This window comes from Duganella sp. Root336D2 (assembly GCF_001425005.1).
GTDB lineage: Bacteria > Pseudomonadota > Gammaproteobacteria > Burkholderiales > Burkholderiaceae_D > Rugamonas.
The window spans coordinates 284,918-308,358 of the sequence record NZ_LMDB01000037.1 but is presented as its reverse complement, the minus strand read 5'-3'; the positions used below and the strand labels follow the sequence as shown (position 1 = coordinate 308,358).

Sequence of the window (23,441 nt, the reverse complement as noted above, 5' to 3'; positions counted from 1 at the left end):
CTGGTTTCCTTACATGACTTCACCGCCGGCGACGGCGATGGATTGGCCGGTCATTGCGCTGGAGGCCGGCTGGCAGAGCCAGGCCACGGCACTGGCGACTTCTTCGACCTGCACCAGTTTCTGCTGCGGGTTGCCGGCCGCCAGTTCGGCGCGCGCCTGCTCTTCGCTGCGGCCGGTTTTCTGCATGATGTTGGCGACGGCATCCTGCACGATGTCGGTTTCGGTGTAGCCGGGGCAGACGGCGTTCACCGTGATGTTCCTGGTCGCCAGTTCCAGCGCCAGTGCCTTGGTCAGGCCGACCAGACCATGTTTCGCGGCGACATAGGCGCTGACATACTTGTAGCCTTTCAGGCCGGCGGTGGAGGCGATGTTGATGATCCTGCCCCAGCCTTTTTCCAGCATCTGCGGCAATACCGCCTGCGTGCAGTGGAAGGCGCCGGTCAGGTTCACGTCGAGCATTTGCTGCCAATGCCGGCTGCTGGTTTTCGCGAACGGCGCGGGCTGCGCCTGTCCTGCATTGTTCAACAGGATGGTGATGGGGCCGAGCTGCTGCGCGGCTGCGGCGATTGCTGTGTGGACGGCTGCTTCATCAGTCACGTCCAGCACGCACGTTGCCACCCTCGACGCATCGATTTGTGCCGCGAGCGCCGCTGCGGCGGCGGCGAGCGAAGCGCCATCGCGGCCGGCGATGGTCACGCTGGCGCCCTGTGCCAGCAGCGCCCGCGCGCAGGCGAGGCCGATGCCGCGACTGCCGCCGGTAATGAAAGCGTGGTGGCCGGTGAGCTGCATCACTCAACCCTCCAGCAATTTGGCCGCCACCTGCTGCGGCGACAGCCCGGCGCTGGCGGCTGCCTGCTGGCGTTCCCGTTCAAGGTTGCGCTCAAGCTGCTGCTTGCCGGCCAGGTACTGCTTCGGCCAGGTCACGGGCGTGTAGCCAAGCCTGGCCGCCTCGCCCAGCGTCCAGGCGGGATTCGCGAGATGCGGCCGCCCTACCGCGCAAAGATCCGCACGGCCTGCGGCGATGATGCCGTTGGCATGGTCGGCCTCGAAGATCGAGCCCACCGCAATCGTTGGAATCCCCGCTTCATTGCGCACGCGGTCCGCAAACGGCGTCTGGAACATGCGGCCGAAAACCGGCTTTTCGAGCTTGCTGACCTGCCCCGACGAACAGTCGATCATGTCGGCGCCAGCCTGCTTGAACAGGCGCGCAATCCGTACCGCATCATCCGGCGTAATGCCGCCTTCCACCCAGTCATGCGCCGAAATGCGCACGCTCATCGGCTTATGCGCCGGCCATGCAGCCCGCATGGCCTTAAACACACGCAAAGGGAAGCGGCAGCGGTTCTCCAGCGAGCCGCCGTACTCGTCCCCGCGCTCATTGGTCAGCGGCGAAATGAAGGATGACAGCAGGTAGCCGTGCGCGCAGTGCAGCTCAAGCCAGTCGAATCCGGCCTCCTCCGCGGCCAGCGTTGCGCGCACGAAATCGGCTTCGATGCGGCGCATGTCTTCCCCGCTCGCGGTGCGCGCCACTTGCGACACGCCTGCCAGGTATTGCTGCTGCGAAGCCGCCACCAGCGGCCAGTTGCCTGTATCCAGCGGCAGGTCGATGCCGTCCCACATGGCGCGGGTCGAGCCCTTGGCGCCGGCGTGGCCAAGCTGCAGGCCAATCCTGGCGTCCGTGCTTTGGTGGATGAAATCAACGATACGCTTCCAGGCCATCGTGTGGGCCGGAGCATACATGCCGGGGCAGGATGGCGTGATGCGGGCGTCGGCGGAGACGCAGGTCATTTCCGCCATCACCAGTGCTGCGCCACCCATCGCGCGCGCACCCAGGTGGGCCATGTGCCAGTCGCCGACACAGCCGTCGACAGCGCTGTACTGCGCCATCGGCGACACCATGATGCGATTCTTCAAGACCAGGCCACGCACTTTGTAGGGGGTGAACATGGGCGGAATCGAGCGCCCCGCAGGCAGCACGGGCGCCGCAAGCCCGGCTTGCGCAAAAGCGCGTTCGGCCTGCCAGCGCTCGAAGCCGGCCACGTAGCCCTTGTCGCGCACGCGCAGGTTTTCATGCGACAGGCGCTGGCTGCGGGTCAGCATCGAGTAAGCAAACTGCGGCGCTTCCATGGCGGTGTAGCGCTGCACGTTCTCGAACCACTCCATCGAATTGCGGGCCGCGCTCTGGATCTTCAGCACTTCGACAGCTCGCACCTCCTGGTAGGTGTCCAGCGCCTCGCGTACGCTGCCGCGCGTGTCGAAGCAGCGCGCCAGTTCGATCGCATCTTCCAGCGCCAGTTTGGTGCCGGATCCGATCGAGAAATGCGCGGTGTGCGCGGCATCGCCCATCAGGACCACCGGCACGCCGTCATTCCAGTGCACCCAGTTCCGGCACACGATACGCGGGAATTTGATCCACACGTTCGAGCCGCGCAAGTGGGCCGCATTGCACATCAGCTTGTGCCCGTCCAGCCGCTCGGCGAACAGTTTCTCGCACCAGGCCAGCGCTTCTTCCTGCGACATGTCATCCAGCCCGGCTGCGCGCCACACCGATTCCGGCGTCTCGATGATGAAGGTCGAGGTCTCGCCGTCGTACTGGTAGATATGCGCCTGGAACCAGCCGTGCTCTGTTTGCTGGAAGTCGAAGGTGAAGGCATCGAATTTCCGGGTCGTTCCCAGCCACACGAAGCGGCACTGGCGTGCTTCGATCACCGGCTGGAACGCCGCTTCGTAGCGGGTGCGTACGCGCGAATTCAGGCCGTCCGAGGCAATCACCAGGTCGGCGTCATAGTGCGCCGCCAGCTCCTGGTCGTCCTGCACATCGGTCTCGAACACCAGTTCCACGCCCAGCTCTTCGCAGCGCTGCTGCAGGATATTCAGCAGGCGTTTGCGGCCGATGCCGCAGAAACCGTGGCCGCCCGAAGTGACCTTCTGCCCTTTGAAGAATACGTCGATATCGTCCCAATGGTTGAAGGACTGCAGGATCTCGCGCGCCGTCTTCTCGTCGGCCGCCACCAGGTTGCCCAGCGTCTGGTCGGAAAACACCACGCCCCAGCCGAAAGTATCGTAAGGCCGGTTGCGCTCCACCACGACGATGCGGTGCGTCGGATCCTGCTTCTTCATCAGCAGGGCGAAATACAGGCCGGCAGGGCCGCCGCCAATACAAACGATATTCATGCGATTCCTCAGGTGCTACGGAGTTTGAAGCGCTGCAGCTTGCCGGTTTCAGTGCGCGGCAGCGACGACAGGAAGCGGATCGAACGCGGGTATTTGTACGGTGCGATCTGTTCCTTCACGAAGTCCTGCAGCTGCGCCGCCATTTCGGCCGACGCTTCAAAACCGGGCTTCAGCACGACATGCGCTTCCACGATCTGCCCGCGCTCCTCATCGGGCTTGCCAACCACGCCGCATTCCGCCACGGCAGCATGGCGCAGCAGGACGTCTTCCACTTCGGGGCCGGCAATGTTGTAGCCTGCGGAGATGATCATGTCGTCGGTGCGCGAGCGGTAGAAAAAATAGCCGTCCGCATCCATTTCATAGGCGTCGCCGGTCAGGTTCCAGCCATTCAGGACATAGTCGCGCTGGCGCGGATCGTCCAGGTAGCGGCAGCCGGTCGGCCCTTTCACAGCCAGGCGGCCGACGATGCCGGGGCCAACCGGCGCGCCCTGGTTATCGAGCACGCAGGCGCGATAGCCGGGAATCGGCTTGCCGGTGGCGCCCGGGTGAATATCGTCGCCGGCAGCGGAAATGAAGATATGCAGCATCTCTGTCGCGCCAATGCCGTCGATCATGCGCAGCCCTGTGGCTTGCTGCCAGGCTTCGCGCGTCGCCACCGGCAAGGCTTCGCCGGCCGAGACAGACTTCTTCAGGCTGGACAAGTCGTACTTGCCGGCCAGGGCCGCCATCTGGCGGTAGAAAGTGGGCGCGGTAAAACAGATGGTGGCACTGTATTTTTCGATCGCCTGCAGCAGCGTTTCCGGCGTCAGCTTTTCCAGCAGCACAGCCGCGGCGCCCACGCGCAGCGGGAATAGCAGCAGGCCCCCAAGCCCAAAGGTAAAGGCCAGCGGCGGCGTGCCGATGAAAAGGTCAGCGGCGCCCGACTTGAGGATATGGCGCGGGAAGCAGTCGCAAATGGCCAGCACGTCGCGCTGGAAATGGATGGTGCCTTTGGGGACGCCGGTGGTGCCGGAGGTGAAGCTGATCAGGCAGATGTCGTCGGCCGCGGTGTCACACGCCGCTGCGCTCGCAGGCTGCACTGCCATCAGCGCATCAAGCGAGCGTTCCGGCGCAAGGCCGGCCTGCGCATCGGCCGGCACATTGAACCACAGGGTACGTTCGGGACGGTTTGGCACCGCTTCAATCTCTTCGCGCAGGGCATGGGCGCACAGCACCGCCTGCACCTGCGACTTCTGCATGATGACGCCCAGTTCACGCGCGCGCAGCAGCGGCATGGTGGGAACGGCGATCAGTCCGGCCTTGAGCACCGCCAGCACGGCAGCAGCCATCACCGGGTGGTTGGCGCCGCGCAGCAGCACCCGGTTGCCGGGCACCAGCCCCATTGGGCCGCGCAGCACATTGACGATACGGTCGACCTGCTGCTGCAGTTGCGCATAACTCCAGTTGATGCCGTCGCCGCGCAGGGCCAGGCGCGCGCCGCCGCCGGCAGCGACGGCCTTATCGAGGATCTCGGCCACGCAGTTCAGGCGCGCCGGATACTGCAACTCGGGGAGGTCGAACACCAGGTCCGGCCATTGGTCAGCCGGGGGAAGGTGCTGGCGCGCGAACTGGTCGAGATGCGCGCTCGGTTCTGCTGCAGTGGGTCTGTTCATGGTCGCCTGGGTAAGGTTCAGTTGAAAGTACAGCCTGCGGTGCAGACTACTTTAAACTTAAACTATATTTACCGCAAGGCCTGCTTGTTCAGCTTTGGCGTACCAGCGAGGATTGGTGCAGCACCGCCCGGATCACGTCCGTCAGCGCCGCCTGCACGGCTTCGTTGCTGGTGTGGCCGCCCATCAACGGCTTCAGCGATGCTGCAGCGCCGTACAGGCCCAGCGTGGCGCAGCCGGTATGCAGGCGCTCCAGCCGCACGCGAACCTCGGCCTGCTCGTCGTGCGCCAGCAGTGCATTGATCTCGTTGCCGGCCGCAGTCAGCTGGTTCTGGAAACCGGTCAGGTAGACCAGCAGGCGGTCGGCGGCAATCCCCAGCCGCACCAGGGTGGCTGCCGGCTCCTCCGCCCGGTGCTCGTAGCCGTTGGCCGCCTGGTCGAGGAAGGCGCCAAGGTGGGCGCGCACCTGCTCCGACTGGAACGGCTTGACGATATAGCCGGTGGCGCCGGCCAGGGTGGCCTGCTGCACTGTTTCCTTGTCGGTGGCGGAAGACACCAGCACGAAGGGCACTTCGGCAAGGTCGCCATGGCCGCGCACGCGCTGCAGCAGCTCGATGCCGGACAGGCGCGGCATGCGCAGGTCGCAGAAGACGATGCCCGGGCGCACGCCTTCCTCCAGTTGCTGCCAGGCGTCGGCGCCATCCTCCGCTTCGACGATTTCGAACTTGCCGCAACCATCGATCAGGTGCATCAGCACCATGCGTGAGACTACATCGTCGTCGACTACCAATACTTTCATTCTCTCTCCGCTTTTATTTTAGTGACGCGTTGGGGATACGACGTGTTCCAGCAGCAGCCGCAGGCGCGGCAGCTTTTCGCGGATCGCCGGCCACATGGCGCGATCCGCAGCGCGTTCCAGTTCACCGCACAGCGCATGCAGCTCGGCCTCGTCCAGATAGGCGGCGCTGCCCTTCATGCCATGGAACAGGCGCCCGGCCGCATCGGCATCGGCTGAAGCCAGTGCCTGGTCCATTTCGCGCAGGCGACCCGGCAAGTCGGCGATGAAGGCATCGCGCAGGCGCAGCTTGAGGGCTTGCCCGGCCTGGCCCGGCATCGGCGCCGGCGGCGGCAGGTCGCACACGCCGAACATGGCATCGAGCTCCGCCACCGAAGGGCGTTCTTCATTGCTGGCCCGCATCCGCGGCAGCTTCATGCCGCGCGCAAGCTGGCGTTCGATAGCGCGTTCGAGCTGCATGTGCAGCGCGCCTTCGTCGATCGGCTTGGTCAGGAAATCATCCATGCCGGCCGCCAGGTAGCGGCTGCGGTCCTCGTCGCTGGCGTTGGCCGTCAGGGCCACGATCATCAGGTGCGGATCCAGCACCGGCGCTTCGCGCGGGCCGCCGGAACGGATCAGGCGCGTGGCAGTGGAGCCGTCCATTTCCGGCATGCGGCCGTCCATCAGGATCAGGTCATAGCGCTGCTGGGCGCAGGCGGCCAGCGCCAGCGCGCCGTTGCCGGCGATATCGACCTTATGCCCCAGGTCTTCCAGCATCATGCGTACGATGATCTGGTTGGTCGGGAAGTCTTCCGCACACAGCACGCGCAGCTGATGCGAGTGCGGCTCGCGCGCGACATGCGGCGCCAGCGGCGGCGCCACGCCGTTGCGCAGCGGAACGGTAAAGGCGAAGCTGGAACCGGCGCCCGGGGCACTGACCACATCGATCGAGCCGCCCATCAATTCCACCAGCTGGCTGCTGATCGCCAAACCAAGGCCGGTGCCGCCGTAGCGGCGGGTGGTGGTGGTGTCGCCCTGTTCGAACTTCTGGAACAGGCGCGGCAAGGCGTCCGGCGGAATGCCGATGCCGGTATCTTCCACCACAAAGCGGATGCGGTGCCCTTCCGGCCCGCTGCTCTCGCGCTCCACCCGCAGCGACACCTTGCCGCGCTCAGTGAACTTGAAGGCGTTGCCGACCAGGTTGACCAGCACCTGGCGCAGGCGGGTCGGGTCGCCGACCACGAATTCCGGCAGATCCGGCGCGAAGTCGACTTCGAAGCCGACCATATTGGACATGGTCTGTTCAGCGAACAGGCTGACCACGTTTTCCACCATGCTGGCCAGCGCGAAGTCGATCGTTTCGATATGCAGCTTGCCGGCTTCGATCTTGGAGAAATCCAGCAGGTCATTGATGATCCCCAGCAGCGACTGCGCATTGCCCTGGCCGCGCTCGATCTGTTCGCGCGTGCGCTCGGCCAGCGCGTTGTCGCGCAGCGCGAAGCCCAGCATGCCGATCACGCCGGCCAGCGGGGTGCGCATTTCATGGCTCATATTGGCCAGGAATTCGGACTTCTGGCGGGTAGCGTCTTCCGCCCGCTGTTTGGCCAGCGACAGGTGCTTGTCGCGCTGCTCCAGCTCGCGCTTCTGCTCCTGCAGCAGCTGGTTTTTCAGTTCCACCTCGGCCGTGCGCAAGCTGACCTGTTTTTCCAGCTGCAGCTGCTGGCTGCGCAGCGCACGCACGCGCATATGGTAGGCGGCCCAGGCGCCGCCCATCGCCACCACCAGCATGCAAAGCCGGAACCACCAGGTTTTCCAGTACGGCGGCGCGATATTGATTTCCAGCGTGGCGGCATTGTCGTTCCAGATGCCGTCCTTGTTGGCTGCCTTGACGCGGAACTGGTAGGTGCCGGGGTCGAGGTTGGTATAGGTCGCGAAGCGCTTGCCCGCATCGGTCACCACCCAGTCCTTGTCGAAGCCGACCAGCTGGTAGGCAAAGCGGTTGCGCTGCGGCGCGGCGTAGTGCAGCGCCGCGAATTCCAGCGAGAATACGGAGTCGCCTTCGCGCAGCGACAAGGAACTGGTGTATTCGATGGCCTGCTGCAGCACGCCCCTGTTGGCGCCGCCCTGGCCCGGGCGCACCGGCTTGTTGAAGATCTGGAAATCGGTGATCACCGCGGTCGGCGCCGAACTGTTTTCCCGCACTTCCTGCGGATCGAATGCGGTGATGCCGTTAAAGCCGCCGAAGTACAGCGTGCCATCGGCCGCGCGCAAGGCGGAGCCGTCGAAATAGGCGCCCTCGATAGTGCCGTCCACGCCCGAATAATTGCGCACCTGGCCATTACCCATGTCGAGGCGGGAAATGCCGGTATTGGTGGACAGCCACAGGTACTTTCCACGGTCCGGCAGGATGCCGGCGATCGCATCGTCGGCCAGGCCGTCCTTGCGCAGGAAGCGGCGGAAGTGCACGCTGCCGTCCGGGCGCCGCTCCATGCGGTTCAAGCCTGCCGCGGTGCCGATCCACAGCATGCCGTCGTCGTCCTCGAACAGGTAGTGCACCTCGTTGTGGCTCAAGCTGCCCGCGTCGTTCGGGTTGTTGCGGAAGTGCGTGAAGCGGCCGGTCTTGCGGTCCAGCAGGTCAAGGCCATTGAAGGTGCCGATCCACAGATTGCCGCGCCGGTCTTCCAGCACCGGGCGCGAGACGCTGTCGGCCAGGCTGTGGACGTCGGCCGGATCGTGACGGAAGGTCAGCACGCCATTGCTGGACGGGTCGATGCGGTGCAGGCCGTTGCGGGCGGACGCCCAGACCATGCCTTCGCGATCGCCGAACAGGAAGCGGATCACGTCGTTCTCCGGATCGCCGTGCGACAGCATCAGCGGACCAAAGCGGCGCGCCTTGATATCGAAGCGGCGCACGCCGTTGCGGCTGCCGACCCACAGCACGTTACGGTCGCGCGGGTCATGCATCAGGGCCGTGACCTGGAACTCAATGCTGTCGCTGCCGGTACCGGTGCGATACAGCACGGTCTTGCCGGTCACCGGGTCGTAGTAATTCAGGCCATCGCTATTGCCGACCCAGATCTTGCCGTCGCCGGCGTCGAGCAAGGCGCGCACCTTGTTGTCAGTCAGCGTAAACGGCTGGCCCGGATCCTTGACCAGGCGCGCAAAGCCGCCGCTGCCCAGGTCGACCCGGCTGACGCCGCGATACCAGGTGCCGACCCACAAGGTGCCGACGTTGTCGCGGAATAGCGAAAACACATAGTTGTCCGCAATGCTGTGCGGGTCGCCCTGCTGGTGGCGGTATTGCACGAAACGGTCGTCCGACTGGCGCCAGCGGAACAGGCCGCCGGTCTGGCTGCCGACCCATAGCGTGCCGTCCTGGTCCTGGTAGATGCGCTTGACGGTACTCTGCGGCAGGCCTTCCGCCGCCCCCAGCACGCGCCGCTGCGGATACTTGCCGTCCAGCGTCCAGCGCTCGATGCCGTTCTGCGTGCCGACCCATAGCACCTGGTCGCGGTCCACCAGCAAGGACTGCGCGCCGCGTGCGCCGGCTGCCTTCAGCGGATAGTGGATGAAATTGCGCGCGCCGGCCTCCAGCATGTCGACGCCGGCCGAGGTGGCAACCCACAGCCTGCCCTGCTTGTCGCGCGCCAGCGCGTTGACCTGGTCATGCCCCAGGCTGTCCGCTTCGGTGCGTTCATGATGGTAAATGACGAACTTGCCCGAAGCCGGATCGAAGTGCTGCAGGCCGTCGGCGGTGCCGATCCACAGGCCATCGCGGCCGTCGTCGATGATGGCCTTGATATGGCGGTTGCCGCTGCCGCGCTTTTCCGGCTCGCGCGGCAGGTGGTGGGTGAATGCCTGGGTCTTGGGATCGAACAGGTCAAGACCGCCGTCGGTGCCCACCCACATGCGCCCGCGCGGATCGAGGTGCAGCACGCCAACCCAGTTCTCGGCCAGGCTGCGCTGGTCGCCCACGATATTGCGGTAGACCGTGACCTTGTAGCCGTCGAAGCGGCTCAGGCCTGCCTGGCTGCCGAACCACATGAAGCCCTGGCGGTCTTGCATAATCGCCAACACCGATTCCTGCGCCAGGCCGTCGTCCACGTCCAGCTGCTCGAAACGCAGGGTGCGCGGCGGCGCCGCCAGCGCCGGGAGGGCGAGCGTGCAAGCCAGTGCCAGTGCGGCCAGGCGCGTGATCAGTCGACGTACATTTCCAGCCACAGGGGTCAATAACCAGGAAGAAGCGGGGCAAAAGCTGCCATTTTACTATTTGTCGCCATCACGACCCGAAAAATGCCAGGACGTCGGCTCGCCGCGCCTGGGTATCGCGCTGGCCAAGGCGGATCAGCTCCTGGGTGTAGCTCGATTCAAACAGCAGGTAGGACGCCAGCGCCGAGCCACGCGCTTCGGTGGCGCCGATCCCGGACAGCATGGTGCGGATCGGCGCCGGCAGGCTGCCGATATGGCGCGCCGCCAGGTCGTCCAGCCGTTCCGACGGTGCAATCACCAGCAGTTCCACTGGCCGCAGCGGGGTCTTGGCCAGCAACTCCTCCGGCAGCACGGACAGGGTCTGGTTGACGCGGTTCAGGCGCTCGATGTCGACCGCCAGCCCGTCCAGGAAGATGGAGGACATGGCGTGGCCGGCAATCTGCGCCAGGCTTGGGTAGCGCGGCGTTTCCGTCATCTGGCGCGGCGGTTCGGTCAGGCGGCCGGCACCGACTACCAGTACCTTCTGCGCGCCAAGATGGATGGCCGGCGAAATCGGCGCCAGCTGGCGCATCGAACCGTCGCCGCAAAATTCCAGGTGGCCGCCCATGTACAGCGGCGTGGCCGGGAAGATGAAGGGAATCGCCGACGACGCCAGCAAATGCTCGACGCCGATCTGGTCCTGCATGGCCACGCGCTGCATCCGCACCCAGGGCGCGATTTCAGCGGCGGTCTGGTAGAAGGTGATGTGCTGGCCGCCGGTGTAGGACGAGGCGGTGACGGCAACCGCGTGCAGCAGGCCCTCCTGCAGGCAGTTGTCGAGGCGCGGCAGGTCCAGCATCCGGTGCAGCAGATTCACCAGCGGCGTGTTATCGAGCAGCGACTGCGGCGGCGTCGCCCGCCATTTTCGCAACAGCCAGCCGAATGAGAGCAGCGACAACCAGCGCGCACCGGAACGCAGCACGCCCAGCGAGTCGGCGCGGTAGACCTGGTTCGCTTCGAAATTGCTCCACACATCGAGCAGCTTCTGCACGCCTTCGCCGAAGTTGTCGGCACGGCAGGCCAGGGCGGTAGCGTTGATGGCGCCAGCCGAAGTGCCGCAGATGATCTGGAAGGGATTACGTGCCGGCGGCCATCCCTCTTCCCACAGGATTTCGGAGATCGCCTGCAAAACACCAATCTGGTAAGCCGCACGGGCGCCGCCGCCCGTCAGGATCAAGCCCGTTTTCTTTTTCATGCCCATTTATCAAGGGTAACATGCTGGCTGCGGGGCGGGAATGCCTGGCGCCCCGCCCGCCCTTAGCCTGTCGCGCGCCCGTCACTCGCCGCGCACGATGCCTTCGCGGCGCGGATCGGCGCCGCCGAACCAGCCCGCCGGCGTGCGCTGCAAGCCTTGCAGGCCCGAGTTCATTTCGACCTGGCGCACTTCGTGGCCGCGCGCTTTCAGCTGCTCCACCACTTCAGCCGGCACCCTGCCCGCTTCAACCTCGGTCGGGCCATTGCGGCTGCCGAAATTGGGCAGGCTGATGGACTGCTGCACGTTCAGTTTCCAATCCAGCGTGCCGACCAGCACCTTGGCCACGTAGTTGATGATGGTCGAGCCGCCCGGCGAACCGGCAGCCAGCACCAGTTTCCCCGTCTGTTTGTCGAACACCAGGGTCGGCGACATCGAACTGCGCGGGCGCTTGCCCGGCTGCACGCGGTTGGCGACCGGGCCGTTTTCATCGGCCGAATCCCACGAGAAATCGGTCAGCTGGTTGTTCAGCAGGAAGCCGTCCACCATCTGGCGCGAGCCGAAGGCGTCTTCCACCGATGTCGTCATCGAGATACCGTTGCCAAAGCCGTCCACCACCACCAGGTGCGAGGTGGATGGTTTGTCCAGCGCGGTATCGTCGCCCCAGGCCACTTTGACTTCGGCCGGCACGCCGGCGCGGGCGCGGCCCATCGACCGCTCGCCGATCAGGGTGGCGCGCTGGCGCAGGTAGGATTTATCCAGCAGGCCGCTGGCGCCCTTGCCGGGCAGCGGCACGAAGTCGGTGTCGGCCACGTAGCGGTTGCGGTCCGCGTAGGCCAGGCGCTCGGCTTCCGACATCAGGTGGATGGCGTCGGCCGTGATCACGCCGTTGACCGGCGCGTAGTCGCCGATCCTGCTGTTTTCCAGGATGCCGAGGATCTGTGCGATCGCCACGCCGCCGGACGATGGCGGCGGCATGCCGCAAACCGTGTAGACGCGGTAGTCGGCGCACAGCGGCTCGCGTTCCTTCGCCTTGTAGCCGGCGATATCGGCTGCCGTCAGGCCGCCGGGATTGCTCGGATGGCCCTGCACTTTGGCGGCGATGTCGCGTGCGATGTGGCCGCGGTAGAAAGCATCGGCGCCTTCAGCGGCAATCTCACGCAGCGTCTTGGCCAGGGCCGGATTTTTCAGGACGTGGCCGACGGGCCAGGGCTTCTTGTCCTTATCGAAGAAATAGGCGGCAGCGACCGGGTCGCGCTGCAGGTAGCGTTCGCTGGTCAGCAAAGCGTTCAGGCGCGGGCTGACTGCAAAGCCGTCCTCGGCCAGCTTGATGGCAGGCGCGAACAGCTTGGGCCAGGCCAGCTTGCCATACTCCTTGTGCGCCAGTTCCAGCATGCGCAGCACACCGGGCGCGCCGACCGAACGGCCGCCGACGACGCCATCCGCGCGCGGCAACGGCTTGCCGCTGGCGTCCTGGAACAGCGTTTCGGTGGCGACTGCGGGCGCGGTTTCGCGGCCGTCGAAGGAGCGGACTTTCTTGCCGTCCCAATGCATCATGAAGGCGCCGCCGCCGATGCCGGAGGATTGCGGCTCGACCAGGGTCAGTACCAGCTGGGTGGCGATGGCGGCGTCGACGGCGGAGCCGCCCTGTTTCAGCATCTGGTAGCCGGCTTCGGTGGCCAGCGGGTTGGCTGCGGCGACCATGAATTTTTGCGCGGACCACCCGGCTTTCTCCTGCCAGCCGGTGGCAATTTCAGGAGCGCGGTTGTCTTGGGCGTGGAGCGGGAGACTGGTGCAGCAGAGCGCTGCGAGGGCGAGGGCAATGGCTTTCATTTCTAAATGCTACACCAATTCGCCCTCGCCTTGCCGAGCTTACTTCGGCTGCATGCGGATCGCCCCATCCAGGCGGATCGTCTCACCATTCAGCATGGTATTTTCGATAATGGACTTCGCCAGCGAAGCATATTCGAACGGCTTGCCCAGGCGCGGCGGGAACGGCACCATCTTGCCCAGCGCATCCTGCACTTCCTGCGGCATGCCCAGCAGCATCGGGGTCTCGAAGATACCCGGCGCAATGGTCATCACACGAATGCCGGAACGCGACAGGTCGCGCGCCATCGGCAGCGTCATGCCCGCCACACCGGCCTTGGACGCGCCATAGGCCGCCTGGCCGATCTGGCCATCAAATGCGGCCACCGACGCGGTATTGATGATCACACCGCGCTCGCCCCACTCCGCCGCCTCGGTCTTGCCCATGGCGTCGGCAGCCAGGCGGCACATATTGAAGGTGCCGATCAGGTTGATGCTGACGGTGCGCGCGAAGGAGTCCAGCGGATGCGGGCCATCCTTGCCCACAGTCTTGATGGCAGGCGCCACGCCGGCGCAGTTGACCAGGCCGCGCAAGGTGCCCATGGCGGTCGCCGCAGCCACCACGGCCAGGCCGTCCGCTTCCGACGTGACGTCGCATTTGACGAATTTGGCTGCGCCCAGTTCAGCGGCCAGCTTTTCGCCCGCTTCCACCTGCACGTCCGCCAGCACGACTTTGCCGCCGTTGTCGACGATCATGCGCGCGGTCGCCGCGCCCAGGCCCGATGCGCCGCCGGTAATGATGAATACTTGGTCCTTGATTTGCATGCTTTGTCTCCCCTATTCACTTTACGTTACGTAAACGTCAATCGAGGCGTATTGTAGCCGAATTCAGTAGCAAGTCATCCATCCGCCGCTCTGGGAACACACTTTTCCGCCCGGGCTGATGACCTGCCCCGGCGGCCCGTGGTAATAGGTGCCGCTGGCGTCGCGGCAGCCGCCGGCATCGCACTGCACCGGGATCGGCATGCTGGGACCGGGCAGCGGCGTCGCCGGCGGCAGTGAGGGCTGGCCTGCCCGCGGCAGTTGAGCGATGGCTGTTGGAGGCGCATGCGGATCGCGTTTGCTGAGCATGGGCGCCCAGGTCAGGGAGGGGTCGGGCGCCGGCGCGATGCGCGGGGTGGGCGTGACTGTCATCGGCACCGGCCGGCGCGGCATATTCTTGCGGGCAGGCGCGGTACGGCAAGGCTCCCGCAGCAGGTGCTTGCCGTCGGCGCTGAGCCGGCACTCCGGCAAACGCCGGTAGTCTTCAAGGGATTCGGTGCCAGCGGCCGGGCCGGACAGCCCGGCGGCCAGCGCCAGCAGGAGTGGAAAATTCATGATGCCCTCCGCAGCGTACAGCCATCATACGCCGCGCAAGGCGGAAGCGGCGCGGCTTACCTGGCCGCCGGGGCCTCGCCCGCTTGCGCCGGTACCTCGGCCGCCGCTGGCGCCACAATCGGCGCCACAACCGGCGCCGCAACCTGCGGCGCCGCAGCCGAAGCCGGGGCCACCACCTGTTGCTGCGCCTGCATCGGCGCCATGGTCACCGACAGGATGCCCGTGGCCGGCAGCAGCGGCACCAGCAGCAGCGCCACGATGTTGATGATCTTGATCAGCGGGTTGACGGCCGGGCCGGCGGTATCCTTGTACGGGTCGCCCACGGTATCGCCGGTCACCGCCGCCTTGTGCGCGTCGGAGCCCTTGCCGCCGTGGTTGCCGTCCTCGATATACTTTTTCGCGTTATCCCAGGCGCCGCCGCCGGTGGTCATCGAGATTGCCACGAACAGGCCGGTGATGATGGTACCCATCAGCAGGCCGCCCAGCGCGCGCGGGCCGAGCAGCATGCCGACCAGGATCGGCACCAGCACCGGGAGCAGCGAAGGCGCGATCATTTCCTTGATGGCGGAAGCGGTCAGCATGTCGACCGCCTTGTCGTACTGCGGCTTGCCGCTGCCGTCCATGATGCCCTTGATGTCGCGGAACTGGCGGCGCACTTCCACCACCACCGCACCGGCGGCGCGGCCTACCGCCTCCATTGCCATGGCGCCGAACAGGTAGGGAATCAGGCCGCCGATGAACAGGCCCACGATCACCATCGGGTCGGACAGGTCGAACGTCATCGACATGTTGCGCGACTCCAGCGCGTGGGTATAGTCGGCGAACAGCACCAGCGCCGCCAGGCCGGCGGAACCGATCGCATAGCCCTTGGTCACGGCCTTGGTGGTATTGCCCACCGCATCCAGCGGGTCGGTGATGGCGCGCACGGAATCGGGCATGCCCGACATTTCGGCGATGCCGCCGGCGTTGTCGGTGATCGGACCGTAGGCGTCCAGCGCCACCACGATGCCGGCCATCGACAGCATGGAGGTCGCTGCAATCGCAATGCCGTACAGGCCGGCCAGTTTGAAGGAAACCAGGATCGCCACGCAGACGGCCAGCACCGGCCAGGCGGTGGACTTCATCGACACGCCCAGGCCCGCGATGATATTGGTGCCGTGGCCCGTGGTGGAAGCTTCCGCGATATGGCGCACCGGCGTAAATTCGGTGCCGGTATAGAACTCCGTGATATAGACCATCAGCCCGGTCAGCACGATGCCCACCACGGTCGCGCCCAGCATCTTGTAGCGCATGTCGTCGTCAGGCCACACCATCCAGGTCACGACCACGAAGCCGATCAGGGACAGGCCGGCAGCCCACCACAAGCCGGTGTACAGCGCGGACATGATCTTCTTGCCCGGCTTCGCCTTGACCATCGAGCAGCCGATGATGGAACCGATGATGGACACCGCACCAAGCAGCATCGGATAGATAGCCGCCTGCGCCGGCGCGCTGGTGATCATCAGCGCACCAAGCAGCATGGTCGCGATCAGGGTCACCACATAGGTTTCGAACAGGTCGGCCGCCATGCCGGCGCAGTCGCCCACGTTGTCGCCCACGTTGTCGGCGATCACCGCGGGATTGCGCGGATCATCCTCGGGAATGCCCGCCTCCACCTTGCCCACCAGGTCGGCGCCGACGTCGGCGCCCTTGGTGAAGATGCCGCCGCCCAGGCGGGCGAAGATAGAGATCAGGGAAGCACCGAAGGCCAGGCCGATCATCGGCTTCAGCACTTCATGCACATTGAGCGACGGGGCAGGCGCAGACGGAGCGCCCATCACGGTGAGGACCCAGTAGAAACCGGCCACGCCCAGCAGGCCCAGGCCGACCACCAGCATGCCGGTGATGGCGCCGCCCTTGAAGGCGACATTCAGCGCCTCGTTCATGCCCACCGACGCAGCCTGCGCGGTACGCACATTGGCCCGTACCGACACGTTCATGCCGATAAAGCCGCAAGCGCCGGAAAGCACGGCGCCAAGAAGGAAGCCGATGGCGGTCTTCATGTCGATCGCCGCCCCGATGGCTACCAGCAGGACAACGCCGACAATGGCGATGGTGCGGTACTGGCGGGCCAGGTAGGCCGCAGCACCCTGCTGGATGGCTGTCGCGATTTCCTGCATGCGGGCATTGCCCGCGTCCTGCCGAAGAATCCAGCTGCGCGCCCACAGCCCATACACAACCGCGAGCACGCCACACGCAATCGCGAACCACAAACTTGCTGCCATAAATAGCCCCCTTACGTTATTAGAATCAAAAGCTACAAAACGAACTCGGTACGACCGAACTACGTACTGCGAAACTTTGACACTTCACGGCCAGGGGGCCGCTAAACCGGCAAGCCGGTTCAAAAAAGCGGGCACTTGGCCCGCTTTTCATTGAGTTTTAGCTGTTCAGGGCCGCGAACGCACGGTCGCGGATCTCGTCAACTGGACCAACGCCTTCGATCTTGCGATATTTAGGCGCACCAGGCTGGCCCGATTTGGCCCACTCGCCGTAGTAGCCGAGCAGGACTTCGGTCTGGTTGTGGTAGACGTCCAGGCGTTTCTTGACGGTTTCTTCCTTGTCGTCGTCACGCTGCACCAGGTCTTCGCCGGTGACATCGTCCTTGCCTTCGACTTTAGGTGGATTGAATTTGACGTGGTACACACGGCCCGAAGCCGGGTGGCTGCGGCGGCCGCTCATGCGTTCGACGATCTGGTCGTCCGGCACGGCGATCTCGAGGACGTAGTCGATTTTGACGCCTGCGTCCTTCATCGCGTCGGCTTGCGCGGTGGTGCGCGGGAAGCCGTCAAACAGGTAGCCGTTGGCGCAATCCGCTGCTTTCAGGCGGTCTTTCACCAGGCCGATGATGATGTCGTCGGAAACCAGCTGGCCCGCGTCCATTACTTTCTTGGCGGCCAGGCCCATTTCAGTACCTTCCTTGATTGCGGCACGCAGCATGTCGCCGGTGGAAATCTGCGGGATGTTGTACTTTTCCTTGATGAAGTTGGCCTGGGTGCCCTTACCGGCTCCTGGAGCTCCTAACAGAATGAGACGCATGAATGTTCCTAAACGATTTAATAATAATTTTTGATGATGCCTTAGCCACCTTGCTAGAAACTTACCACAAAAGTTGGCTTATCCGCCACTTTTGTAGAGTGCCTGCACACGCGCCAGGTCTTCCGGGGTATCCACGCCAGCGGCCGGGGCGGAATCGGTCACGTGTACGGCAATGGGGTATCCATGCCACAGCACGCGCAGCTGCTCCAGGGCTTCAATCCCCTCCAGCGGCGACACTTCCAGCGCCGGGTAGGCTTGCAGGAAGTCGTTTCGATAGGCGTAAAGGCCGATATGGCGCAGCGGGACGTAGCCGGCCGGCAGGGCCGACTTGTCCTGGGCGAAGGCATCGCGGTGCCACGGGATGGTGGCACGGCTGAAATACAGTGCGCGGCCCTGCTTGTCCAGCACCACCTTCACCACGTTCGGGTTGAAGGCGTCGGCTGCATCGTGCAGCGGGTGGGCGCAGGTAGACATCGGCACGTCAACGCCGATGCGGGCAGCTGCAGCTTGCAGCAGTTGCGGGTCGATCAGGGGCTCGTCGCCCTGCAGGTTGACCACTACGGCATCCATCGGCAAATTCATGGCACGCGCGACTTCGGCGATGCGGTCGGTGCCCGACGGGTGGTCGGCGCGGGTCATGAAGGCTTCGATGCCGTGCTGTTCGCAGGCGCCTTTAATAGAGGTGTGATCGGTAGCCACCACGATGCGGGCAGCACCGGCTTCCCTGGCGCGTTCGGCGACGCGCACCACCATCGGCTTGCCGCCCAGGTCGGCCAGGGGCTTGTTGGGCAGGCGGGTCGAGGCCAGGCGGGCCGGGATGATGACGATAAAGGACACCGTTTACTCCGTGGTGTCTGGCAGGGAGCGCGCCTCGTCGGCCCACATGATCGGGATGCCGTCGCGAATCGGGTATGCCAGGCGATCGCCTTTGCAAATCATTTCCTGGGCTTTTTTGTCGTACTCCAGAGGGCCCTTGCACACAGGGCAGACCAGGATATCAAGCAGGCGTGCGTCCACGTAGTTTCTCCACAATTTGATCGGCCAGCGCCGCGTCGATACGGGCGCTGACTGGAACGACCCAGATTCTTGGATCGTTGCGTAATTCTTCAATTTGCCAGCATTTTACTGCATCCTTCTCCGTCACCAGGATAAAGTCGGCCTCGATTTTGGCGAAAGGACGGTCTTTAAAGTCGTGATGGTCGGGCAGCGGCAGCTCCTGCGGCTTGAGTCCTGCGCTGCGCAGCATGGCGAAGAATCGGCCAGGATTGCCGATGCCTGCCGCAGCGGCCACGCGCGCTTCGGTGCGTTGCGCCAGCTCGGCCAGAGTCATGCGCTCGCTGCGCTCGGTGAGCCGCTCGGCAACGTCGCCCGCAAGGCGCATCTGCCACGGAGACCCCGCCTGCACGCCCGAAGGCGCGACGTCGGCGCACAGCTGCGCCGGCAATTCCGGTGCATTGACCACGGTGAAATCGCGTTTGCGGGACGGCGCTTCGCGCAGCGGCCCTGCCGGCAAGGTCCAGCCATTACCGGCGCCACGGCCGTCAAACAGCACGATTTCGACGTCGCGCACCAACGCGTAATGCTGCAAGCCGTCGTCCGTGACGATAACGTTGACTTCGGGATGGGCCGCAAGCAGCGCCTTGCCCGCCGCCGCACGTGCACGGCCAACGAAGACCGGGCAGCCGCTACGGGCTGCAATCAGGACCGGCTCGTCGCCCACCTCGGCAGGCGTCGACCCGGCGCTCACTTCGCGCGGCGCGGCATCCTTGCTGCCAAACCCGCGCGAAACAACGCCCGGCCGGAAACCGGCTGCGCGCAGTGCATCCACCAGCCAGATGGTCAGCGGCGTCTTGCCCGTGCCGCCAATAAAGATATTTCCCACGACGACGACCGGTACCGGCAAGCGCTCGGCGTGCGAGACGCCAACCGCATACAGACCGCGGCGCAGGGCAGCCAGTCCCCGGAACAGCAGGGACAAGGGCCAGAGCGCGCATGCCAGAGCGCCCCGCCGCAGCCACTCGCGCGAAAAGGTCGTCTCGAGGGAAGTGGCCATTACCTGGCCTGGGCCGTCTGCGCCTCGAAGGTCACGCGCTCAAAGCCAGCCACCCGCGCCGCTTCCATCACGTTGATCACCATCTGGTGCATCGCGAACTGGTCGGCGTTGATCTTGACGATCGGGTTGGCGTCCTTGGCAGCGGTCTTCATCTGCTCGGCCAGGCCGGCTACGTCATGGAACGCCACCGGCGTGCCGTTGATGGTGTAGTTGCCCTTGGCATCCACCGTCACGTTCAGGTCATTCGGCTGCTCCACCGTCTTTTCCGCCTCGGCGGTCGGCAAAGTGATTTTCAGCTCGGTGAACTTGCTGTAAGTGGTGGTGATCATCAGGAAGATCAGGATCACCAGCAGCACGTCGATAAACGGGATCAGGTTGATCTCGGGATCTTCGCGCTTCTGGCCGCGGCGGAAATTCATCGCCATAAACTGGTCCCCCGCTTATTTGCGGGTGTTGTGGACGACGTCCACGAACTTGACCGCCTGCTGCTCCATGTCGATGACGAAGGAGTCAACCAGTGCGCGGAAGTGGCGATAGAACACCAGGGTCGGCATCGCGATCGCCAGGCCGAAACCGGTGTTGTACAGCGCCACCGAAATACCGTGCGCCAGTTGCGCCGGGTTGGCGCCGGCAGAATTCTGCGAGCCGAAGATCTCGATCATGCCGACCACGGTACCAAACAGGCCCATCAGCGGTGCCAGGGTAGCAATGGTGCCGAGGGTGGTCAGGAAGCGCTCCAGTTCGTGCGCTACTGCACCGCCCACCTCTTCGATCGATTCCTTCATGACATCGCGTGGGGCGTTGACATTACGCAACGCTGCCGAAAGAACAACACCGAGCTGGGACGATTTTTCCAGCTTGGCGATAATTTCATTGTTGATGTTTCCGCTGCGATAGACGCGCACAACCTCGTCCAGCAGTGTCTTCGGAATGATGCGCGAACGGCGCAGATACATCAGGCGTTCGACGATCAACGCAAGGGCAACAATGGAAGCGATCAGCAGAGGCCAGATTGGCCAGCCGGCGGCCTGGAAAATTGCGAGCAAGACATACTCCTAAGAAAGAAAACCTAAACGCGCAATGTAGCGTGTCGAGAGCTATCAGGCAAGTGTGCGCATTCTTCACATTTTCTGTGGACAACATTGTTGGCAATCCAACTATTTTGCGTTAACCCCATGATTTGATTATGATTTTTTCTAATGCAAAAATTTTCATCAGCTCTGGAAGGGGCAGTTCTACACATATTCTGTGGACAAAATTGTGGGGAATGGCGGCTTTTATATGCTAAGCCTTTGATCGCAAAGCGAATTATTCTCAAGCACAAAAAATGCGCAGTGGCACTTTTCCTGCTTATCCCCAGCTGTGCACTTCTTCACATATTCTGTTGATAAGATTGTTAGCAAGGCTATGCTTGAGGGGTGAAGTACTTGATCCATAAGGACTTTCTTGCCATGCGTAAAAATTTCGCATTGTCATGTCCGGATTCGTTCCTGACCCCGAAGTGGACATTTTTGCCGCTTCTGCACAAATTCTGTGGACAAAAGTGTGAGCAAGGCCGCAGGAGGTGATGCAAGTCTTTGATATGCAACGACAATCACGCTGCGCTCAATTTTGAGGCAGCAACTTTCCCCACAGCTTCTGTGGATAAAATTGTTAGCAAGGGACAGACTGGAGTGCCAAGTCCTTGATTTCTAAAATGAAAGTTACCCTGCAAACATTTTCATCACGCAAGTTCTGACGGCGAAAAGTTCCTCACACATTCTGTGGATATCTTTGTGCGTAACAGCCGTTCGCTATCGCAAAGTCCTTGATCTATAAGGAAATTCGCAAATTGCCCGCTTATGAAGCATTGACGTTTACCCTTAATAATCAGGTGTTTACAAAAAATACTTGCGATATGAAGTGATATATGACATAAGCATGACCGCTTTCAAAAAGTGTGGACAGGTCAATGATCAACAGCCCCGAACCCAACCAGGTTATTTCAGTCAGCGCCCTCAACCAGGCCGTCGCACGCCTGCTGGAGCGCTCTTTCCCCTTGCAGTGGATATCTGGGGAAATCTCGAATTTCACTCGAGCAAGCTCGGGCCATTGGTATTTCACGCTCAAGGATGACGCCGCCCAGGTGCGCGCCGTCATGTTCCGCGGCCGCGCCCAGTACGCCGGTTTCGTGCCGCGCGAAGGCGACAAGGTTGAGGTGCGGGCCCTGGTCACCCTGTACGGGCCGCGCGGCGACTACCAGATCAATGTGGAGGCAATCCGCCGGGCCGGCGTAGGTTCCTTGTTTGAAGCCTTCCAGCGCCTGAAAGAGCGCCTGGCCGCAGCCGGCTTGTTCGATACCGAACGCAAACGCGCCCTGCCCCTGTTCCCGCGCACCATCGGCATCGTCACCAGCCCGCAGGCGGCGGCCCTGCGCGACGTGCTGATCGCCCTGCGCCGGCGCGCGCCGCACGTCAACGTGGTGCTCTACCCTACCCTGGTGCAGGGCCAGCAGGCCGGCGCCCAGATTGCGGCCGCCATTGAGGCCGCCTCGCGCCGGGCGGAATGCGATGTGCTGCTGGTGGTGCGCGGCGGCGGCAGCATGGAAGACCTGTGGTGCTTCAACGAAGAAGTGGTCGCTTACGCCGTGGCCAACTGCAATATGCCGGTGGTGTCCGGCGTTGGCCACGAGACCGACTTCACCATCTGCGATTTTGCCGCCGACGTACGCGCCGCGACGCCGACCGCCGCCGCCGAACTTGCCGCGACGCCGCGCGCCGACTGGCTCGGTTCCCTGCGTGCCGACGCCACCGACCTGCGCCGCGCCATGCGCCGCGCCCTCAGCGATGCCACCCAGACCCTGGACAACCTGCAGCGCCGCCTGCTCAGCCCGACAGCCCGCATCGCACAGCAGCGCCTGCAGCTGCAAAGCCTGTCCACCGCCATGATGCACGCCACGCGCAACCCGCTGCAGCAAGCCCGCTTCACGCTCGACCGGCTGGCCGGCCGCCTGGCTGCGCGCAAGCCCGACGCCAGCAAAGCGCGGGCAGCGATGGAAGCCCTGCAGCACCGCGCCGGCGCCAGCATGCGTTCGCAACTGCTGCAGCGGCGCGATGCGCTGAACGCGCTGTCGGCACAACTCGAATTATTGAATCCCCAGCGCACGCTGGAACGCGGCTACGCCATCGTCACCGACGCCGCCGGAGCCGTCTTGCGCGACCCGGCGCATATCAAGCCGGGACAATCGCTGGGCGTCCGGCTGGCCGAGGGCGGCGCCGAAATCGGCGTCGCCACCGTGCAGCCAACGCTTACCTAGCGTTCGTATTACAATAGTCGCCGTTTCGGCAAAAATAACTTTTCGTCTCAATCAAAAGGAAACATTCATGGAACATACCCTGCCACCACTGCCGTATGCAATGGACGCGCTGCAGCCGCACATCTCCAAGGAAACCCTGGAATTCCACTACGGTAAGCATCACCAGGCTTATGTCACCAACCTGAACAACCTGATCAAGGGCACCGAGTTCGAAAACCTGTCCCTGGAAGAGATCGTGAAGAAGTCTTCCGGCGGCGTGTTCAACAACGCAGCCCAGGTTTGGAACCACACCTTCTACTGGAACTGCATGGCTCCCAACGCCGGCGGCGCACCTACCGGTGCCCTGGCTGACGCCATCAATGCCAAGTTCGGTTCCTTCGACAACTTCAAGGCTGAATTCACCAAGTCCTGCGTCGGCAACTTCGGTTCCGGCTGGACCTGGCTGGTGAAAAAGGCTGACGGCTCCGTCGAGATCGCCAACACCTCCAACGCAGCTACCCCGCTGACCGGCGCCGACAAGCCGCTGCTGACCTGCGACGTATGGGAACACGCTTACTACGTTGACTACCGCAACGCACGTCCAAAGTACGTGGAAACCTTCTGGAACCTGGTGAACTGGAACTTCGTGGCCCAGAACTTCGCTTAATCGCGGTTCTTCGCCAACAAAAAAAGCTCGCGATAGGCGAGCTTTTTTTTCGCCCGATTCGGTGCCAAAGATTCGGTGCCAAGATTCGGTGCCAGGTCTGTCAATTGGACAGACAGCGCTCCCATTTGATACTTCTCAATACGCG

At 63.8% G+C, this 23,441-nt stretch carries 18 protein-coding genes; 2 read left to right on the top strand and 16 right to left on the bottom strand.

The genetic code is table 11. The features are described 5' to 3' along the window. Positions 1-9: 9 nt before the first annotated feature. The 16 genes from ASD07_RS25805 to ASD07_RS25735 all read right to left on the bottom strand — a co-directional run bounded on the left by ASD07_RS25805 (position 10) and on the right by ASD07_RS25735 (position 20,401). A complete protein-coding gene (locus ASD07_RS25805) occupies positions 10-789 on the bottom strand; it encodes an SDR family NAD(P)-dependent oxidoreductase (protein WP_055937233.1) in 780 nt (259 codons plus the stop codon). Positions 790-792: 3 nt separating this feature from the next. Further along, positions 793-3,174: a bifunctional salicylyl-CoA 5-hydroxylase/oxidoreductase gene (locus ASD07_RS25800; RefSeq protein ID WP_055937230.1), complete on the bottom strand. Its 2,382-nt coding sequence runs from the start codon at positions 3,172-3,174 to the stop codon at positions 793-795. A gap of 8 nt (positions 3,175-3,182) precedes the next feature. After that, positions 3,183-4,826, bottom strand: coding sequence for an AMP-binding protein (locus ASD07_RS25795; protein ID WP_055937227.1), 1,644 nt, complete (start codon positions 4,824-4,826; stop codon positions 3,183-3,185). Between the two features lie 88 nt (positions 4,827-4,914). Further along, a complete protein-coding gene (locus tag ASD07_RS25790) occupies positions 4,915-5,622 on the bottom strand; it encodes a response regulator (RefSeq protein WP_055937224.1) in 708 nt (235 codons plus the stop codon). Between the two features lie 18 nt (positions 5,623-5,640). Next, positions 5,641-9,819: a hybrid sensor histidine kinase/response regulator gene (locus ASD07_RS25785; protein WP_229207288.1), complete on the bottom strand. Its 4,179-nt coding sequence runs from the start codon at positions 9,817-9,819 to the stop codon at positions 5,641-5,643. 58 nt (positions 9,820-9,877) lie between these two features. Then, positions 9,878-11,047: a patatin-like phospholipase family protein gene (locus ASD07_RS25780; RefSeq protein WP_055937221.1), complete on the bottom strand. Its 1,170-nt coding sequence runs from the start codon at positions 11,045-11,047 to the stop codon at positions 9,878-9,880. Positions 11,048-11,122: 75 nt separating this feature from the next. Beyond that, entirely contained in the window at positions 11,123-12,871 is a 1,749-nt protein-coding gene (gene ggt / locus ASD07_RS25775) for a gamma-glutamyltransferase (RefSeq protein ID WP_055937218.1), read from the bottom strand. 39 nt (positions 12,872-12,910) lie between these two features. Continuing rightward, positions 12,911-13,672: a 3-hydroxyacyl-CoA dehydrogenase gene (locus tag ASD07_RS25770; RefSeq protein WP_055937216.1), complete on the bottom strand. Its 762-nt coding sequence runs from the start codon at positions 13,670-13,672 to the stop codon at positions 12,911-12,913. Between the two features lie 63 nt (positions 13,673-13,735). Beyond that, positions 13,736-14,224 (bottom strand): hypothetical protein, encoded by a 489-nt coding sequence (locus ASD07_RS25765; RefSeq protein WP_055937214.1) that lies wholly within the window; start codon positions 14,222-14,224, stop codon positions 13,736-13,738. A gap of 56 nt (positions 14,225-14,280) precedes the next feature. After that, positions 14,281-16,488: a sodium-translocating pyrophosphatase gene (locus tag ASD07_RS25760; protein ID WP_055937209.1), complete on the bottom strand. Its 2,208-nt coding sequence runs from the start codon at positions 16,486-16,488 to the stop codon at positions 14,281-14,283. A 157-nt stretch (positions 16,489-16,645) separates the two neighbouring features. Continuing rightward, a complete protein-coding gene (gene adk / locus ASD07_RS25755; protein ID WP_055937206.1) occupies positions 16,646-17,302 on the bottom strand; it encodes an adenylate kinase in 657 nt (218 codons plus the stop codon). A gap of 78 nt (positions 17,303-17,380) precedes the next feature. Beyond that, positions 17,381-18,139, bottom strand: coding sequence for a 3-deoxy-manno-octulosonate cytidylyltransferase (gene kdsB, locus ASD07_RS25750; RefSeq protein WP_055937203.1), 759 nt, complete (start codon positions 18,137-18,139; stop codon positions 17,381-17,383). 3 nt (positions 18,140-18,142) lie between these two features. Beyond that, on the bottom strand, positions 18,143-18,319 hold the full coding sequence (locus tag ASD07_RS30460) for a Trm112 family protein (protein WP_082507565.1): 177 nt from the start codon (positions 18,317-18,319) through the stop codon (positions 18,143-18,145). Next, positions 18,300-19,355: a tetraacyldisaccharide 4'-kinase gene (gene lpxK, locus ASD07_RS25745; protein ID WP_055937201.1), complete on the bottom strand. Its 1,056-nt coding sequence runs from the start codon at positions 19,353-19,355 to the stop codon at positions 18,300-18,302. Before lpxK ends, ASD07_RS30460 begins: the two co-directional genes overlap by 20 nt. Then, the gene (locus tag ASD07_RS25740) at positions 19,355-19,774 is read right to left on the bottom strand and encodes a biopolymer transporter ExbD (protein ID WP_055937552.1); all 420 of its coding nucleotides are present in this window, start codon (positions 19,772-19,774) and stop codon (positions 19,355-19,357) included. Before ASD07_RS25740 ends, lpxK begins: the two co-directional genes overlap by 1 nt. 21 nt (positions 19,775-19,795) lie before the next feature. Further along, positions 19,796-20,401, bottom strand: a complete 606-nt coding sequence (locus tag ASD07_RS25735; RefSeq protein ID WP_055937198.1) for a MotA/TolQ/ExbB proton channel family protein — start codon at positions 20,399-20,401, stop codon at positions 19,796-19,798. Positions 20,402-21,306: 905 nt separating this feature from the next. Here ASD07_RS25735 and xseA point away from each other — a divergent pair. After that, a complete protein-coding gene (xseA, locus tag ASD07_RS25730) occupies positions 21,307-22,650 on the top strand; it encodes an exodeoxyribonuclease VII large subunit (protein WP_055937195.1) in 1,344 nt (447 codons plus the stop codon). A 67-nt stretch (positions 22,651-22,717) separates the two neighbouring features. Then, the gene (sodB, locus tag ASD07_RS25725) at positions 22,718-23,296 is read left to right on the top strand and encodes a superoxide dismutase [Fe] (protein ID WP_055937191.1); all 579 of its coding nucleotides are present in this window, start codon (positions 22,718-22,720) and stop codon (positions 23,294-23,296) included. The last annotated feature ends 145 nt before the right edge of the window (positions 23,297-23,441 follow it).

Excerpts from the sequence above, each read along its gene's own strand:
- ASD07_RS25780 (WP_055937221.1), bottom strand. The coding sequence starts at position 11,047 with ATGGGCATGAAAAAGAAAACGGGCTTGATCCTGACGGGCGGCGGCGCC.
- ASD07_RS25760 (WP_055937209.1), bottom strand. The coding sequence starts at position 16,488 with ATGGCAGCAAGTTTGTGGTTCGCGATTGCGTGTGGCGTGCTCGCGGTT.
- ASD07_RS25740 (WP_055937552.1), bottom strand. The coding sequence starts at position 19,774 with ATGAATTTCCGCCGCGGCCAGAAGCGCGAAGATCCCGAGATCAACCTG.
- ASD07_RS25800 (WP_055937230.1), bottom strand. The coding sequence starts at position 3,174 with ATGAATATCGTTTGTATTGGCGGCGGCCCTGCCGGCCTGTATTTCGCC.
- lpxK (WP_055937201.1), bottom strand. The coding sequence starts at position 19,355 with ATGGCCACTTCCCTCGAGACGACCTTTTCGCGCGAGTGGCTGCGGCGG.
- ASD07_RS25805 (WP_055937233.1), bottom strand. The coding sequence starts at position 789 with ATGCAGCTCACCGGCCACCACGCTTTCATTACCGGCGGCAGTCGCGGC.
- ASD07_RS25765 (WP_055937214.1), bottom strand. The coding sequence starts at position 14,224 with ATGAATTTTCCACTCCTGCTGGCGCTGGCCGCCGGGCTGTCCGGCCCG.
- sodB (WP_055937191.1), top strand. The coding sequence starts at position 22,718 with ATGGAACATACCCTGCCACCACTGCCGTATGCAATGGACGCGCTGCAG.
- ASD07_RS25790 (WP_055937224.1), bottom strand. The coding sequence starts at position 5,622 with ATGAAAGTATTGGTAGTCGACGACGATGTAGTCTCACGCATGGTGCTG.
- xseA (WP_055937195.1), top strand. The coding sequence starts at position 21,307 with ATGATCAACAGCCCCGAACCCAACCAGGTTATTTCAGTCAGCGCCCTC.
- adk (WP_055937206.1), bottom strand. The coding sequence starts at position 17,302 with ATGCGTCTCATTCTGTTAGGAGCTCCAGGAGCCGGTAAGGGCACCCAG.
- ggt (WP_055937218.1), bottom strand. The coding sequence starts at position 12,871 with ATGAAAGCCATTGCCCTCGCCCTCGCAGCGCTCTGCTGCACCAGTCTC.
- ASD07_RS25770 (WP_055937216.1), bottom strand. The coding sequence starts at position 13,672 with ATGCAAATCAAGGACCAAGTATTCATCATTACCGGCGGCGCATCGGGC.
- ASD07_RS25795 (WP_055937227.1), bottom strand. The coding sequence starts at position 4,826 with ATGAACAGACCCACTGCAGCAGAACCGAGCGCGCATCTCGACCAGTTC.